The following is a 15,927-nucleotide window of genomic DNA, read 5'->3' on the forward strand; positions in this document are numbered from 1 at the left end:
CAACAACGAAAAATGGGCGCTGTGGTCAACGCATAGTAATTTGGGAGGCGTGCTGATCTCTGACCGCGACATTCGCGCTGAACTGGACTCCCAACGGATCGTCCTCGAACCCTACGATCCCGCAATGGTCCAGCCATCCTCGGTGGACGTGCGGATCGACCGGTTTTTCCGTCTTTTCGACAACCACAAGTACGCCCATATCGACCCTGCGGAGGACCAGCCCGAGCTGACCCGGCTGGTCGAGGTGGACCGCGGCGAGTCCTTCATCCTGCACCCCGGCGAGTTCGTGCTCGGCTCCACCTACGAGACCGTCACACTGCCGGACGACATCGCAGCCCGGCTGGAAGGCAAGTCCTCCCTGGGCCGGCTGGGCCTGCTGACGCACTCAACGGCCGGGTTCATCGATCCGGGATTTTCCGGGCACGTCACGCTGGAGCTGTCCAACATGGCCACCCTGCCCATCAAGCTCTGGCCGGGCATGAAGATCGGCCAGCTGTGCTTCTTCCGGCTGTCGTCGGCCGCCGAGCACCCTTACGGCTCGGGCGAGTACGGCAACCGCTACCAGGGCCAGCGCGGTCCGACCGCCAGCCGCAGCCACCTGAACTTCCACCGCACCGAGATTTAGGCGGGTCTCGCCGGGGTCATCGCAGGGCGACCTCTCGGCGCTAACGTCCCTCTTTAGCGCCGAGAGCTGACCACTCGATTCGGCGGCGAGGCCCGCACTGCTCCTGCACACTGTGGATAACCGCCTGGGACCGCCGCGGCTGTGCCAACAATAGGTCATGCGCCAGTCTTCAGCCCTCCCTGACCACCTCGCGGGGCGCTCCTTCACTCTGGAACAACAGGTCCTGGCCGGCGTCCCGGCAGGGCGTGCGTGGCGTCGCGATCTGCATGTTGCCAGCCGGGGAGTGCGGGTTCCGTGGGGCGAAGAGCAGCCGCTGCTCCACACCTGCACCCTCTTGCCCGAGCTGACGCCGGGCGCGGTCTGCTGCCTCGCGACGGCCGCGATGCTGTGGGGCTGCCCGTTGCCGCTGGCACTTCAGAACGATCTGAAAATCCACCTGGCGAAGGCGGGTGGCGGTACCCGACCGGTGCGCAAGGGGGTGGCCGGTCACAGGCTGTCCCTCCGCCCCCAGGATGTGGCAATGCTCGACGCCGTACCGGTCACCTCGCCTGCGCGGACGTGGCTGGACCTGGCCTCGGTCCTGAACCTTGAGGAGTTAGTGGCGGCAGGAGACTATTTCATCTGCAGCCAGGCCAGGAGCTTCGGGCCCCGGAGGGAAGCGTTCTGCTCGCTTGCCGACCTCCGGGAACAGGTTGAGGCTGCTCCCGGCGCCCGGGGGATCCGGAAGGCCAGGCACGCCTTGGAGCTGTGCCGGGTGGGTGCCGACTCCGCGCCCGAGACCCGCTTGCGGCTGGCCCTTGGGCGCATGGGCCTGCCCGAGCCAACCCTGAGTTACGTGGCGCTGGACCACACGGGAGGGGAGTTGGCCTGGCCGGATATGGCCTATCCGAAGTTTAAGGTGGCCGTCAACTACGACGGCCGCCACCACTTGGAGGCCCGTCAGCGCGAACGGGACATCCGCCGCGACGAATCCATCGCCGCCGTCGGCTGGCAGTCCGTGACGGTTACGGCCGGTCACGTGCGGACCTGGGGTTTCGATGGATGTGCCCACCGGGTGCTGGACGCCGTGGTCCGCGCTGGCTGGCGGATCGAGCGGTGACCTCTCGGCGCTAAGGGGCCGTCTTAGCGGCGGGAAGTCGCCTCTCGACGAGGTTGGCGGGCGAGGGGCGAGAGGGTGGGTGCGGGCGGCGTGAGAATCCGTTCCAGCCTATGCGCGGGCAGGCTCTTGGGCCGGCGGGCGGAATGCCTTCACCAGGGGCTCCACGTAGCGGGCGGCCAGTGGTCCGATGATGGCCATCAGCAGGACGTAGGCCGTGGCAAGTGCTGCGAGCTCGCGGGGAACCACTCCGGAGGCCACGGCCAGGCCGGCGATGACAATGGAGAACTCGCCGCGGGCTATCAGGGCGGCACCCGCACGGAACCGGCCGGCGCGGCCGATGCCTGCCCGCTTGGCTGCCCAGATCCCGGTGATCATCTTGGTGACGGCGGTGATGACGGCCAGGACCAGCGCCCAGCCGAGGACCGGGGGGATGGTCGAAGGATCCGTGTTGAGCCCGAACGCCACAAAGAAGATGGCGGCGAACAGGTCCCGCAATGGTTCAAGGATCCGGGTGGCGCTGTGGGCCGTGGCGCCGGAGATGGCGATGCCGAGCATAAACGCGCCCACCGCCGCGGAGACCTGCATCGCTGAGGCCACCCCGGCCACCAGCAGGGCGGCCCCGAGCAGGTTGAGCAGGAAGACCTCGGAGTTTTCGCTGTGCACCGCCTTGGACACGTGGTGGCCGTGCCGCAGGGCCACCATCAGGACGAAGGTGACCACTGCCAGGGAAATGCCAACAGTGGTCAGCCCGCCCAGGAAGCTCACGCCGGCCAGGGTGGCCGTGAGGATGGGCAGATAGACAGCCATGGCCAGGTCCTCGAACACGAGGATGGACAGCACCACAGGCGTTTCACGGTTGCCGAGCCGGCCGAGGTCGGTAATCACCTTCGCGGCGATGCCGGAGGAGGAGATATACGTGACGCCGCCCATCACCATTGCGCCCACCGTGCCCCAGCCCAGCAGGAACGCCAGCGCCGCTCCCGGGGCGAAATTCAGCACCAGGTCAAGAACGCCGGCCTGCCAGGACCTGCGCAGACCGGTAAAAAGCTCGGCAGCTGTATATTCCAATCCGAGCATAAGCAACAGCAGTATCACGCCGATTTCGCCGGACAAATGTGCGAATTCGTGCATGCCATCAAGCTTGACCACCCCGCCCGCACCGAAGGCGAGTCCTCCCACGAGGTAAAGGGGAATGGGTGACATTCCGATCCGTCCGGCCAGCCTGGCCAACAGGCCAAGGCAGAACACAACGGCCCCCAGTTCAATGAGGGTCAGGGCCAGCGGGTCCATAACGCTTAGCCGTTGCGGAGGATATCGGCCGCCGAGTCGAGGCCTTCTTGCGTTCCTACTGCCACCAGCAAATCACCGGAATGAAGCACGACGTCGGGTCCAGGCGACGGGAGCACCTCGCCTTCGCGCATGATCGCCACAATCGAGACGCCGCAGCGGGTGCGGATGCACGCTTTGCCCATGGGCTGGTTCTGGAACGGGGAATCCGGGGCAATGGAAAACTGCCGGGTCACAATCCCGGGTACGTCCCGGTGTTCCTCGGTCAGTTTCATGGCCAGGTGCTGCCCGCCCAGGAGGTTGCCCAGGGTGGCCGCCTCATCCCCGGTCAGGGGAATGGAGGCCTGGCAGGTGTCAGGATCGTCCCAGGTGGAAACGATGAGTTCCGTCTGGCCTTCCCGCAGCTCCACGACGCCGATGCGGCGGCCGGAAGCCGTCATGAAATCCTTCCGCCGGCCCAGGCCGGGGAGGTCCGTTTCGTCCACGTTCATACTTCCAGCGTAGTCTCCGCAGGCCGGTTTCGGTTGTCGGTACGCCGCTCAAGAAAGCACGTCGGCAAACCGGCGCGATGCCGTGGCCTGTCCTCACCCTATGAGGCGGGGACCAGTGCGATTGATGCCTTGTTCGGCGGCTTCACCGGGAGCAGCACCAGCAGGCCGGCGACCAGAACCACCATGATGCCCAGGATTCCCCAGCGCTGGGCCTCGCCGGGAGCGACCAGGGGAGTGGCCAGCGTGATGCACAGGGTGAACAGTGCCGGGGCCAGGAAGCTGACGGCCCGGCCGGTGGTGGCGTAGAGGCCGAACAGTTCGCCGGTCTCGCCGCTGGGTGCAAGGCGCGCCAGATAGGCCCTGGAGGAAGACTGCGCCGGGCCCACGAACAGGCAGAGGAACAGCCCAAAAACCCAGAAGGTGGTGGCGCCGGCCCAGGCCGTACCGAAGAAGACGTAGCTGCCGTTGCCGAGGACGAGGATCATGCTGCCGGCGATCAGCAGGCCCACGAGCGAGCCCATGATGACCGCCTTGGGCCCCACCCGGTCGTCGAGGAAGCCCCCGATCACGGCACCCACGGCCGCCACCACGTTGCCGAAGATGGCGAAGAAGATGACCTGGGGCAGCTCGAAACCGAAGGTGCCGGCCGCAATGATCCCGCCGAAGGTGAAGACTGCCGCGAGCCCGTCGCGGAAGACCGCGCTGGCGAGGAGGAAGTAAATCGTGTGGGGGCTCGTGGCGTAGATCGCCTTGATCCGGCGCACCAGCAGGCCGTAGGAGGCCAGGAAGCCCAGCTGTTTTGCCCGCGCCGGCGGCGCAAGCTCCGGGACTGTGAACAGGACCGGGAGGGCGAAGATGAAGAACCACAGCGCTGAGAACACGGCCACGAGCCGGATGTTGAGGCTGCCTTCCGTGGACGCACCGAACCAGTCGAAGCTTGGCTGCACAAAGAGTTGCAGCACCACCAGCAGGGCCGCAATGCCGCCGAGGTAGCCCATTCCCCAGCCGAATCCGCTGACCTTGCCGATGTTTGCGGGGGTGGATACCTGGGTGAGCATGGCGTTGTAATTGACGCCGGCGAACTCAAAAAACACATTCCCCAACGCAATCAGGGAGACGCCCAGCAGCAAAAACTCCGGGCGGGGGAAAACAAAGAAACACATCCCCGTCAGGATGGCGACGGCGGCCGTGTTGACTCCCAGCCACAGCTTGCGCCGGCCTCCGTTGTCCGAGCGCTGCCCCGTCACCGGAGCGAGCAGGGCGATGGCGAGGCCTGCAATGGCCAGCGCACCGCCAAGGACCGCTGAAGCCTGGTCCTTGTCCCCGAAAGCGCTGGAGGTGAGGTAGACGGTGAAGACAAACGTGGTCATCACCGCGTTGAACGCCGCCGAGCCCCAGTCCCAGGCAGCCCAGGCGAGCACGCGGCCCTTGCCGGTGGCCTGGGTTCCGGATTCGAGTTCCGATGGCGGCTGTGTGGCCTCAGGAGCGCTGGCAGTGTCCATAGGCTGAATCGTATCCGCCCGTGGCGAACAGGGCGGGCATAATACGCCTGACACCCGGCAAAATCGAGCGGCCGGAGGCCTTTGCGGGGAAAACGGCCGGAACGGCTTGATAAACTGTGGCCACCGAACCTAACGATTGACCGCCTGCCCTAACTTTTTGTAAAACGAATCCCTGACGTTGCGGAGATAACAGTGATCACAGTCCTTGCCGTGCAGTTTACGGTGGCTGCTGTGGCGCCTCTCCTGTTCAGGATGTGGGGCCGCAACGCGTTCTATGCCCTGGCGGCCGTGCCCGCTGCGTCCTTTCTCTGGCTCCTGCTCCAACACGGCGCGGTGTATTCGGGCGCCGGGGCGGTCACAGAGGTCATCCCGTGGGTCCCAGGGCTAAAACTGGAATTTGCCTTCCGGCTGGATCCGCTGGCTTGGGTGATGTCCCTTTTGGTCCTGGGCGTGGGCGCCTTGGTGCTGGTCTACTGTGCCCGGTATTTCGGCAGGAAAGACCAGGACCTGGGCGGCTTCGGAGCCCAGCTGCTCGCCTTCGCGGGCGCCATGTTCGGCCTGGTGGTGGCGGACGATCTTCTCCTGCTGTTCATTTTCTGGGAACTCACCACCATCCTTTCCTACCTGCTGATCGGCTTTGCCCGCACCAGGCTGGCCGCCCGGCGCTCCGCCCTGCAGGCTTTGATGGTCACCACCGCCGGCGGTCTGGCCATGCTGGTGGGCCTGATCATGCTCGGCTACAGCGCCGGCACGTACCGCATGTCGGCGATCCTGGCGGAGGCTCCCGCGCTGGTAACCGGACCGGCCAGCGGCATCGTCGCCGCCGCCGTCGTACTTATCCTCGTGGGTGCCATCAGCAAATCCGCGCTGGTTCCCTTCCACTTCTGGCTGCCGGGAGCCATGGCGGCCCCCACCCCCGTCAGCGCCTACCTGCACGCCGCGGCGATGGTCAAGGCCGGCATCTATCTGGTGGCCAGGCTCGCGCCGGGATTCTCCGAGACCCCGTACTGGCAGTCCATTGTGCTGGGGCTGGGCCTGGCCACCATGCTGGTGGGCGGTTACCGGGCACTGCGCCAGACTGACATCAAGCTCATCCTCGCGTATGGCACCGTCAGCCAGCTGGGCTTCCTCACCATGGTGGTGGGACTCGGGACGCCGGATGCGGCGCTCGCCGGCCTCTCGATGCTGTTGGCGCACGGCCTCTTCAAGGCCACCCTGTTCCTGGTGGTGGGCATCATCGACCACCAGTCCGGAACCCGTGATGTCCGCCAGCTCTCCGGCGTCTTCCGCTCGTCCCGGGCGCTCGGCATCGTTGCGGCCATCGGCGCCGCGTCAATGGCCGGTGTTCCGCTGCTGGCAGGTTTTGTGGCCAAGGAATCGGTCCTGGAGGCGTTCGTCCACCACGCCTCGGCGGGGGATACCTGGAGCATGGTTGTCCTTGCGGGTATCGTCCTGGGCTCGGTCCTCACGTTCGCCTACAGCGCCCGTTTTATGTGGGGGGCGTTTGCGGTCAAGCCCGGTATTGAGCCCACCCCGTTCAAGGCTGTCAGGCCCTCCTTCCTGGCGGCTCCTGCCCTCCTCAGCCTCCTCACCATCGTCTACGGCCTGTGGCCCGCCCCCGTGGACGCGTGGGTCCAGCCTTATGCGGCCCTGTTTGCTTCCACCGCGGCCGACGCCGGCACCGCGGCCGAGCAGGCAGGTCACCTTGCGCTGTGGCACGGTCTCACCCCGGCCCTCGGGCTGACTGCGCTGACGTTCGCGCTGGGCCTGGCCATGCACTTCGGCCGGACGCTCGTGGAGCGGGCACAGTCCCGGGTGCCCGGCTGGATTGACGGCGACCGTTTCTACCAGCTCAGCATCGGTGCGCTGGACGACACGGCGGTGTGGATCACGGGCCGCACGCAGCGTGGTTCGCTGTACTTCTACCTCTCCGTGATCCTCTCCATGGCGTTCGCGCTGCCTCTGACTGCCATGCTCCTGGCAGGGAAGCCCCTCCCGACGGACCTGTACTTCATCGACCCCTTCTCACCGCTTCAGCCGGTGGTGGGGGCGGCGATCGTGATCGGTGCGCTCGCGGCGGTCAAGGCCAACAGGCGGTTCCTCGCCGTCCTGATGGTGTCCGTGACCGGATATGGGATTGCCCTGATGTTTGCGCTCCAGGGCGCGCCGGACCTTGCGCTGACGCAGATGCTGGTGGAGACCATCATCCTGGTGGCCTTCGTCCTGGCCATGCGCAGCCTCCCGGCCGAGCTCCGCGACCGGACCGGCGGCAGGTACCGTGTGGTCCGCGTGATTATCGGGGCGGCCTTCGGCGTCACCATGGTCTTTGCCGCCATCTACGCCATGGGCGCCCGGGTGGCGGCACCGGTGTCACTGGAATTCCCGCAGCTTGCCTACGAGGGCGGCGGCGGACTGAACATCGTCAACGTGACCCTCGTGGACATCAGGGCCTGGGATACTTTCGGGGAAATTTCTGTCCTCGCCCTCGCCGCGACCGGCGTCGCCAGCCTGATCTTCGTCCGCGGACGCGGCGACCGGCTCAGGGTTTCGGCCACGGTTGCCGAGGGGAGCGTGGGACGGCAGTCCGCAGCCGATCCCGGTTCACGCGAAGCCGCCTCGCTGGCCATCAGCCGGAAGTTCGCCGCCTCGGCACAGGACGCCTGGATCGTGGCAGGGCGGACCCTGGCCCCCGAACGGCGTTCCATCATCTTCGAGGTGGTCACGCGCCTGATATTCCACTCCCTGATCATCTTCTCCCTCTACCTCCTCCTCGCCGGGCACAACCTGCCGGGCGGTGGTTTCGCCGGCGGCCTGACGGCGGGGCTGGCCCTGGCCATCCGTTACCTGGCCGGCGGCCGCTTCGAACTGCGGGAGGCTACGCCCGTGGGCGCCGGTACCCTCCTCGGGATTGGACTCGCGACGGCGGCCGCCTCGGGTGTGGTGCCGCTCCTGCTGGGCGGGCAAGTATTCCAGACAGCCATCATTGAACTCTGGCTGCCCGTGTTCGGCGACATCAAGTTCGTCACCTCCACCATCTTCGATATTGGCGTGTACACCGTGGTGGTGGGACTCGTGCTGGACGTGCTGCGCAGCCTGGGTTCCGAGATTGACGAACATTTTGACGAGCACGAGGCCGAACCCGCACCGGACTCGCTTGTCGAAGACGTGATGGCCGGCGCCGTTTCCGCCGACGGGCACGAGCCCCTGGGCCTGACCACCGAACCCATAGTGAAGGGCCAAGGATGAGCGTCAACCTGACCCTGCTGATCGTGATGGGTGCGCTGTACGCGTGCGGCATCTACCTGATTCTGGAACGCAGCCTCACCCGGGTGCTGCTGGGGCTGATGCTCCTGACCAATGCCACCAACCTCCTGATCCTGACCACGGGCGGCTATGCCGGCCTGGCGCCGTTCTTCAACAAAGACACTGGCGCCGACGAGTACGCCGACCCGCTCCCGCAGGCCCTCATCCTCACCTCGATCGTGATCTCGTTCGCCGTCACCGCGTTTATGCTCGGCATCATCTACCGCACCTGGGTCCTTGCCCGCCAGGATGAGATCCAGGACGACATCGAGGACCTCCGTGTCGCCGAAACGCCCAGGTTCGACGCCGAGGACGACGCCCCGATCCCGGCCGAGACGTCCGAGTTTCCCCTGACCATGCTTGGCAGCGACGGCAGCGGCATTTCCGACCACGCAGACCACGCAGAGTCCGGGGAATCAGTGGTGGCCGGCGCCAAAAAGATTCCCGCCGCGGATGCCGCCGCCGAAGAGCAGCCCGGCTCGCGGAACGTAAACCCCGGCCCCGAAGGAGGTGTGAAGTGAACATCGCAAGCTTTGCCCCGCTCGCCGTCCTCTTTCCCATCTTTGGCGCCGCACTGGCCTTCCTGCTGTTCCGGCACGCCCGGGCGCAGCGCGCCGTGAGCATCGCGGTACTGTCCCTGACGCTCCTGCTGGAGTGCTTCCTGCTCGCCTCGGTGTGGGAAGGCGGGACGGCCGCCGTGAACATCGGCGGCTGGCTGCCGCCCTGGGGCATCACGATGGTGGTGGACCAGTTCTCCTCACTCATGCTGGTGGTGTCCTCCGCCGTCAGCCTCGCCGTGCTGATCTACGCCACCGGGCAGGGCATGGCCGACGGCGACCAGGACGCCCCGGTGTCGATCTTCCACCCCACGTTCCTGATCCTTGTGGCCGGTGTGTCCAACGCGTTCCTGTCCGGGGATCTCTTCAACCTCTATGTCGGCTTTGAAATCCTCCTCACGGCAAGCTACGTGCTGATGACCCTGGGCGGTACCGGACCCCGTATCCGGGCCGGCGTCACCTATGTGGTGGTTTCCGTGGTGTCCTCCGTGCTGTTCCTGATCTCCATCGCGATGGTCTACGGCGCCACCGGAACCGTGAACATGGCGGACCTTGCCATCAAGCTCGCGGACCTGGACGAGGGAACAAAAACGCTGCTGCATGTGATGCTCCTGGTGGCCTTCGGCATCAAGGCGGCCGTGTTCCCGCTGTCGTTCTGGCTGCCTGACTCCTACCCCACCGCGCCCGCCCCGGTCACCGCCGTCTTCGCCGGCCTGCTCACCAAAGTGGGCGTGTACGCAATGGTCCGCACCGAGACCCTGCTGTTCCCCGGCGACAGCCTGAACACTCCGTTGATGGTGGTGGCGCTACTGACCATGGTGGTGGGAATCCTCGGCGCCCTGGCCCAGAGCGACATCAAACGTCTGCTGTCCTTTACGCTGGTGAGCCACATCGGCTACATGGTGTTCGGCCTGGCCATGTCCTCCGTGGCCGGGCTGGGCGCTGCCGTGTTCTACGTGGCGCACCACATCACCATCCAGACCAGCCTCTTCCTGGTCACGGGCCTGATCGAACGCCGTGGCGGCAGTTCCTCCGTGGACCGGCTGGCGGGCCTGGCCAAGCTTTCGCCCCTCCTGGCGCTCCTGTTCTTTGTGCCTGCGATGAACCTGGCCGGCATCCCGCCGTTCTCCGGATTCCTGGGCAAGGTTGGCCTGATCCAGGCCGGCATCGAACTGGGCACTCCGCTCGCCTATGCCCTGGTGATCGGCGGCGTGGTCACCAGCCTGCTGACACTCCTGGCCGTGGCGAGGGTCTGGAACCGTGCGTTTTGGCGCAAGCCTTCGGACGCCGAGCATCCTGACCCCGTCCTGCTGGCGGTGCCCGAGGAGCCGGGCACCGGCAGCCGGGCCGGCCGCGACAGCGTGACGCTGCTGCCCCGGACCATGGTGGGTTCAACCCTCGGCCTGGTGGTGCTTGGCGTGTCCCTCACGGTCTTCGCCGGCCCGCTGTTCAAGGTTTCGGACCAGGCGGCCCAGGAGATGCTGGACAGGTCCTCCTACATCCAGGCCGTGCTTGGTGAAGACACGGTAGTTCCACCTCTGGCGCTGAAAGCGGGTGGGGGCGAATGAGCCGCCGCCGGATTTCGCTGCGCCAGGAGGTTCCCCTGCTGGTGTGGCTGGTGATTGTCTGGGGTGCGCTCTGGCAGGACTTCAGCCCCGGCAACCTGCTTTTCGGTGCCCTGCTGGCCGTGCTGGTGGCCCGGATGTTTTACCTGCCGCCGGTGGAACTCAGCGGCAGGTTCAACATCGTCCATGCAGTGCCTTTCGCACTGCGGTTCCTCGGCCGGGTGGCGGCAGCGAGCATCGAAGTCATGTACTTGGCGGCCGTCCGCGGACCGAAAGTGATCAACGCAGTTGTCGCCGTACCGCTGCGGAGCCACCAGGACCTGATCGTCACCGCCGTGGGGCACGTGATCTCGCTGATCCCGGGTTCCCTGGTGGTGGAAGTGGACCGCTCGACGTCCACCCTGTACCTGCACGCGCTCAATATCAGCACTGCCGAGGACGTGGAGAGCCTGCGCGCGGAAGTCCGCTCCATCGAAGCCGGCCTGATCCGCATCATGGGCACCAAGGAAGAACTCGAAGCAGTGCGGCAGGAGAACCCGGCATGATGCAGATCGTCCTGGCTGTCACGGCAGTCATCCTCTCGCTGGCCGCGGCCGGCGCCATCCTTCGGATCGCCCGGGGCCCCTCACTGCTCGACAGGGTGCTGGCCTCCGATGTGCTGCTGGCCATCCTCGGCGCGGCGCTATGCATCGACATGGCCGTGAACCGGCACCTGAACAACCTGATGCTGCTCGTGGCACTCTCGGTGGTCGGCTTCATCGGCTCCGTGACAGTGGCGCGCTTCGTGGCCGACCGGCGGGAGCAGACCCATGAGTCCTGAGGCGAACCTGGGGGATAACGTGATTGATACCGTCACGGCGGTGTTCCTGGTGGCGGGTGCCCTCATGTCGCTTGCCGCCGCCGTCGGCCTCCTCCGCTTCCCTGACCTGCTGAGCCGCATGCACGCGGCCACCAAGCCCCAGGTGCTGGGGCTGTTCCTGCTTCTGGCGGCCATCGGCCTGCAGATGCGGACGTGGTGGGTGTGGCCGGTGCTGCTGGTGGCCTGGATTTTCCAGCTGCTGACCGTACCGGTGTCCGCGCACATGGTGGGCCGCTCCGGCTACCGCACCAAGCACATGCACCGCGAGCTGCTCAGTTCGGACGATCTGGAGGCCGTGGTCCAGAAGGCGGCCAAGTCCGCCCGTGATGAGGCGTCCAACGGCTAAGGGTTTTTGTCCGGATAAGGCGGCTTCGACACTGCTCAGCGGCCATTATCCGGACAAAAAACCCGCTAGACGATGTCCTGGGTCTTGGCGAAACGGGTGATGGCCCGCTGCGTGCCGCGGTTGGCGAGGACCTGGATGACGGTGCTGACCGAGGCTGAGATCAGCGCAAAGGTCAGCGCCGAACGAAGGCTCGTGGGGGTGTCTTCGTCCTTGCCCGTGGGTGCCTTGCGGCCGGTGGACTTTTCCCAGATGGCGTTGACCACCTTGGTGCCGACAAACCCGGCGCCGATGCTGATTCCTGTGCCGAGCAGCTTGATGAGCAGGTTCATGTGTTGAACTCCTTGTGACCGGGTCGGGGACTGCCTTTAGCCTAACGCGATCAGGCCGCCAGCCAGCACAAGGCCAGGCCCTAGGCCGGGCGCATGGACCCCAGAATCTCCCGGAGTGCCTCCACCACGAGGTCGTGGTCCTGTAGTTGGGGCAGGCCCGAGACCGTCACCGTGGCCACGGCGCCCACCCCGGTGACGTAGACCGGGAAACACCCGCCGTGCGCCGCGTAGACGGATTCGTCATACCAGCCCTGGTCCTCGATCCGGCCGCCGCGCAGCCTTGCGCGCAGGCCCACCAACAGGGAAGGGATCTCGTACCGTGCGGCCGTGCGCTGCTTTGCCCGGACCCAGTGCTCGTTGTTCGGCGTGGCGCCGTCCAGGGCAACGTGGAACAGGACCTGGTCGCCCTTGGTGATATCGATGGCGATGGGCAGCTTCCGGGTCTTGCCGAGCTCCACCAGCAGCAGCCCGAGGTTGAGGGAATCGTCCTTCGTGAACCGTGGAAACTGCAGCTCACTGACTTCGGCGTCGATCCTGGCAATCAGGGCCTCGAGCGCCCCCGGGGGCTGGCTCTCGTTGGAATCGGGATCGAACGCTGTCACATCGGATGGGTCGGCAGTCATGGCCCACAATCTACCCCGGCTGCGGTGTAAACTGGATCACGCCCATCAGGGCAGATTTATTTACGACAGGGGAGCGCCGCCGTCGGGCACTGCAGCAATGCAGCCGGTGGATGGGCGCTGAGAGTGCGGACAGCCGCAGACCCTCGAACCTGATCCGGTTAGTACCGGCGCAAGGGAGTCGAGCTTCTCAGGGTGTCCGGATCCGGACGGCGCAGGCCGTGCGGGAACCGGGAAACACCCTCCCCTCCTGTACCTCAGGAGGTTGACATGACAACAGTAGGCATCAAAAAGGCCAGCTATACCTGGCGCGTTGTGGACATTGTGGTGGCGGCTCTGATCGCCATCGCCGGCGGCGTCATCTTCTGGGCATGGTCCCAGGGTGCGGCGCTCGTCTCCGCACCGATGAACGCCACCTACCCGCCCCTGACCGGCCTGATCGCCGGCGGCTGGATGATTCCGGCCGTGCTGGGCATGCTTATCATCCGCAAACCGGGCGCCGCGCTGTTCTGCGAAGCCGTTGCCGCCACCGGTGAGCTCATGATGGGTTCCCAGTACGGCACGACAGTGCTGATCTCGGGCATCCTGCAGGGCCTCGGCGCGGAACTCGTGTTCGCCGCCTTCGCCTACAAGAAGTTCAACCTCCCGACCGCCTTGCTGGCCGGTGCCGGGGCGGGGCTCTTCTGCGGCCTGAACGACTCCTTCCTCCCGTGGGGCTGGAACATCGCCTACGAGGCCGGCGATAAGGCCGCCTACATCCTCTTCTGCGCCATCTCGGGCGCCGTGATCGCGGGTGCCGTCTCCTGGGTCGCCACCCGCGGCCTTGCGAAGACCGGCGTGCTGAGCTCCTTCGCATCCCGGAAGGCCTCCTCGGAGCCCGTCTTCAACTGATGTCCACTTCCGACGCCGGCGCTTCCGCTGTGCGCCCCGCCGCGGTTACCGCCCGTGGCTGGGGCTGGCGGCACGCCGGCCGCACCGTACCGGCAGTCCACGGACTCGACCTGGACATCGCCCCTGGTGAGCGGGTGCTGCTGCTGGGCCCCTCGGGCGCCGGCAAATCCACGCTGCTGCACGCGCTCGCCGGGGTGCTGGGGGATGAAGGGGACGACGCCGACGAGACCGGTTCGCTGCTGATCGACGGCGTTGCGCCGCGTGGCCGGCGCGGCCGGGCCGGACTCATGCAGCAGGATCCGGAAACGCAGGTGGTCCTCTCCCGGCTGGGCGACGACGTCGCTTTTGGTGCCGAGAACCTGGCCGTGCCGCGGGATGAGATCTGGCGGCGGGTGGAGGAGGCGCTCGACGACGTCGGGCTGCGGAGTGCCGGCCGCGCGGAGAGTGCGGCCGGGCTCCCGCTGGACCACCCGACGTCGGCCCTGTCCGGCGGGCAGAAGCAGCGGCTGGCGCTGGCCGGCATCCTCGCGATGCGGCCCGGGCTGATCCTGCTGGACGAACCGACCGCAAACCTCGATCCCGCCGGCGTCCTGGAAGTCCGGGACGCCGTGGGCCGCTGCCTCGACAAGACCGGCGCCACCCTGGTGGTCGTGGAACACCGCGTGTCCGTCTGGAAAGACCTGGTGGACCGGATCGTGGTGCTGCAGCCAGGCTCGGGCGTGCTCCTGGACGGGCCGCCGGACCAGGTGCTCGCCGAGGCGCGCACCATGCTGATCCGCGCCGGCGTGTGGGTGCCGGGCTACGTTCCCGAGACCCGGCCCCGCGCCGGCAGTTCCACCGGCAGATCCACTAATACCGGTCAGCTGCTGCTGGCCGCCGAGCACGTTGCCGTGTCCCGTGAGCGGCCACGCCGCCGCGGCTTCCGCACCATCCCGCCGGTGCCCGTGCAAGCGGGCATCACGGCCCAGGTCCGCGCCGGCCAGGCCCTGACCGTCACCGGCCCCAACGGCGCCGGGAAGTCGACGTTAGCGCTGACGCTCGCCGGACTCCTGCCGCCGGTGGAGGGCAAGGTGTCCGCCGCCGTCGAGCTTTCCGAGGGTGCCGGAATTGATCCCTTCACCTGGAAGGCCAGGCAGCTGATCTCGCGGATCGGCACGGTGTTCCAGGAGCCCGAGCACCAGTTCGTCACGGGCAGGGTGCTGGACGAGCTGATGTTTGGTCCGCGGCATCTGGGGCATGGGGAGGAACGTGTGGACGAGCTTTTGGAGCGGCTGCGCCTCACGCATCTGGTGGACGCAAATCCTTACACGCTGTCCGGCGGCGAAAAGCGGCGGCTCTCGGTGGCCACCGTCCTCGCGGCCCACCCGCGTGTCCTGGTGCTCGACGAACCCACGTTCGGCCAGGACGCCAACACGTGGGCAGAGCTCGCGTCCTTCCTCTCCGAACTGCTCGACGCCGGAACGTCCGTGGTCTCCGTGACCCACGACGAAGAATTCACCGCCGTCCTGGGCGGCACCGAACTGCGCCTGGGCCCGGCCTCACGTGGCGGCGCCCGCCAGGAAGCAGGAGCCGCATGAGGGACGCCCTGACGCTCAGCGGCAACCACGCCCTGCTGACACGCGCCAACCCGCTGGCCAAATTCGGCGCCGTCTTCCTCATCACCCTGGTACTGGCGCTCTCCATCGACTGGGTGTCCGCCTCCGTGGCGCTCGCCGCTGAACTGGCACTCTTCCCGCTCGCCGGACTGACGCTGCGCCTGCTCTGGCAACGCGGCTGGCCCCTCATCATCGCGGCAGCGGTGGGCGGCTGGAGCACTGCGATTGTTGCTGCGGACAGCGGTGCTGTACTGCTCGACGTCGGGATCTGGTCCATCAGCGAAGGTTCCCTTGAACTGGGGCTCGGGTTCATGCTGCGCGGACTCGCGATAGCCCTGCCGGCAATCCTGCTCATGACCTGCACGGACCCGACCGACCTCGCCGACGCGCTCGCCCAGAAGGCCCGGCTCCCGCACCGGTTTGTGCTCGGCACGCTGGCCGCGATGCGGCTAGTGGGACTCCTGGCCGAGGAATGGCAGACCATCGGCATGGCCCGGCGTGCCCGCGGCGTGGGATCCCACGGCAGCCCGCTACAGCGGCTGCGGGCCACGCTCGGGCAAGGCTTCGGGCTGCTGGTCCAGGCGATCCGGCGCGCCTCCCGGCTGGCTGTGACCATGGAAGCACGGGGTTTCGGCACCGGCCAGCGCACGTGGGCACGGGAATCCACCTACTCGCTGCTGGACGTCTGGGTGGTGCTTGGCGGCGTGCTGATTGCGGCCGCGACAGTGTTCGCAGCGGCGGGGATGGGAACCTGGAACTTTGTTTGGCGGTGACCCCTGCCACCCCGCCGGCAACAGCGTCCCGAACAGGATCAAGGCGGATATCGCATGGATCGGGTATGAACCGGCAGCTCATGTG

Annotated in this window: 16 protein-coding genes and 1 riboswitch; of the genes, 11 read left to right on the plus strand and 5 right to left on the minus strand. The window is 66.8% G+C overall.

Annotation, left to right across the window (positions count from 1 at the left end; all coding sequences use genetic code 11):
- The first annotated feature begins 49 nt into the window (after positions 1-49).
- Together dcd and IAQ70_RS16515 are read left to right on the plus strand one after the other, a co-directional pair.
- Positions 50-625 carry a dCTP deaminase gene (dcd, locus tag IAQ70_RS16510; protein WP_190990407.1) on the plus strand — a complete coding sequence of 192 codons (576 nt, stop codon included), beginning with the start codon at positions 50-52 and terminating at the stop codon, positions 623-625.
- A 157-nt stretch (positions 626-782) separates the two neighbouring features.
- Complete coding sequence (locus tag IAQ70_RS16515; RefSeq protein WP_190990408.1) at positions 783-1,724, plus strand: hypothetical protein; 942 nt, start codon at positions 783-785, stop codon at positions 1,722-1,724.
- Between the two features lie 108 nt (positions 1,725-1,832).
- Here IAQ70_RS16515 and IAQ70_RS16520 read toward each other — a convergent pair whose 3' ends face one another.
- From IAQ70_RS16520 to IAQ70_RS16530, 3 genes are all read right to left on the minus strand, one after another.
- Positions 1,833-3,014, minus strand: a complete 1,182-nt coding sequence (locus IAQ70_RS16520; RefSeq protein WP_190990409.1) for a cation:proton antiporter — start codon at positions 3,012-3,014, stop codon at positions 1,833-1,835.
- Positions 3,015-3,019: 5 nt separating this feature from the next.
- A complete protein-coding gene (locus IAQ70_RS16525) occupies positions 3,020-3,502 on the minus strand; it encodes a cation:proton antiporter regulatory subunit (RefSeq protein WP_190990410.1) in 483 nt (160 codons plus the stop codon).
- A gap of 98 nt (positions 3,503-3,600) precedes the next feature.
- Positions 3,601-5,004, minus strand: a complete 1,404-nt coding sequence (locus IAQ70_RS16530; protein ID WP_190990411.1) for an MFS transporter — start codon at positions 5,002-5,004, stop codon at positions 3,601-3,603.
- A gap of 192 nt (positions 5,005-5,196) precedes the next feature.
- Between IAQ70_RS16530 and IAQ70_RS16535 the strand changes: the two genes are divergently transcribed.
- From IAQ70_RS16535 to mnhG, 6 genes are read left to right on the plus strand one after another with little or no spacing between them, the layout of a single operon-like run.
- Positions 5,197-8,250, plus strand: a complete 3,054-nt coding sequence (locus IAQ70_RS16535; RefSeq protein ID WP_190990412.1) for a Na+/H+ antiporter subunit A — start codon at positions 5,197-5,199, stop codon at positions 8,248-8,250.
- On the plus strand, positions 8,247-8,828 hold the full coding sequence (locus IAQ70_RS16540; protein WP_190990413.1) for a Na(+)/H(+) antiporter subunit C: 582 nt from the start codon (positions 8,247-8,249) through the stop codon (positions 8,826-8,828). Before IAQ70_RS16535 ends, IAQ70_RS16540 begins: the two co-directional genes overlap by 4 nt.
- Complete coding sequence (locus IAQ70_RS16545; RefSeq protein WP_190990414.1) at positions 8,825-10,432, plus strand: Na+/H+ antiporter subunit D; 1,608 nt, start codon at positions 8,825-8,827, stop codon at positions 10,430-10,432. The genes IAQ70_RS16540 and IAQ70_RS16545 overlap by 4 nt, the downstream gene beginning before the upstream one ends.
- On the plus strand, positions 10,429-10,974 hold the full coding sequence (locus IAQ70_RS16550; protein WP_190990415.1) for a Na+/H+ antiporter subunit E: 546 nt from the start codon (positions 10,429-10,431) through the stop codon (positions 10,972-10,974). The genes IAQ70_RS16545 and IAQ70_RS16550 overlap by 4 nt, the downstream gene beginning before the upstream one ends.
- Entirely contained in the window at positions 10,971-11,249 is a 279-nt protein-coding gene (locus IAQ70_RS16555; protein WP_190990416.1) for a monovalent cation/H+ antiporter complex subunit F, read from the plus strand. The genes IAQ70_RS16550 and IAQ70_RS16555 overlap by 4 nt, the downstream gene beginning before the upstream one ends.
- Positions 11,239-11,634 carry a monovalent cation/H(+) antiporter subunit G gene (gene mnhG, locus IAQ70_RS16560; RefSeq protein ID WP_190990417.1) on the plus strand — a complete coding sequence of 132 codons (396 nt, stop codon included), beginning with the start codon at positions 11,239-11,241 and terminating at the stop codon, positions 11,632-11,634. Before IAQ70_RS16555 ends, mnhG begins: the two co-directional genes overlap by 11 nt.
- Positions 11,635-11,699: 65 nt before the next feature.
- Here the strand turns inward: mnhG and IAQ70_RS16565 are convergent, their stop codons facing one another.
- Positions 11,700-11,963 (minus strand): DUF4235 domain-containing protein, encoded by a 264-nt coding sequence (locus tag IAQ70_RS16565; RefSeq protein WP_190990418.1) that lies wholly within the window; start codon positions 11,961-11,963, stop codon positions 11,700-11,702.
- An 80-nt stretch (positions 11,964-12,043) separates the two neighbouring features.
- Positions 12,044-12,586: a heme-degrading domain-containing protein gene (locus tag IAQ70_RS16570; protein ID WP_190990419.1), complete on the minus strand. Its 543-nt coding sequence runs from the start codon at positions 12,584-12,586 to the stop codon at positions 12,044-12,046.
- 57 nt (positions 12,587-12,643) lie between these two features.
- Positions 12,644-12,780: riboswitch (TPP riboswitch) on the plus strand.
- 73 nt (positions 12,781-12,853) lie between these two features.
- Between IAQ70_RS16570 and IAQ70_RS16575 the strand changes: the two genes are divergently transcribed.
- The 3 genes from IAQ70_RS16575 to IAQ70_RS16585 are packed head-to-tail and all read left to right on the plus strand — an operon-like array spanning position 12,854 to position 15,842.
- Complete coding sequence (locus IAQ70_RS16575) at positions 12,854-13,474, plus strand: ECF transporter S component (RefSeq protein WP_190990420.1); 621 nt, start codon at positions 12,854-12,856, stop codon at positions 13,472-13,474.
- Positions 13,474-15,051 carry an ABC transporter ATP-binding protein gene (locus IAQ70_RS16580; protein ID WP_190990421.1) on the plus strand — a complete coding sequence of 526 codons (1,578 nt, stop codon included), beginning with the start codon at positions 13,474-13,476 and terminating at the stop codon, positions 15,049-15,051. The genes IAQ70_RS16575 and IAQ70_RS16580 overlap by 1 nt, the downstream gene beginning before the upstream one ends.
- Positions 15,048-15,842, plus strand: coding sequence for an energy-coupling factor transporter transmembrane component T family protein (locus IAQ70_RS16585; RefSeq protein WP_190990422.1), 795 nt, complete (start codon positions 15,048-15,050; stop codon positions 15,840-15,842). The genes IAQ70_RS16580 and IAQ70_RS16585 overlap by 4 nt, the downstream gene beginning before the upstream one ends.
- Positions 15,843-15,927: the final 85 nt, after the last annotated feature.

This window comes from Pseudarthrobacter sulfonivorans, assembly GCF_014712225.1.
GTDB classification, from domain to species: Bacteria; Actinomycetota; Actinomycetes; order Actinomycetales; family Micrococcaceae; genus Arthrobacter; species Arthrobacter sulfonivorans.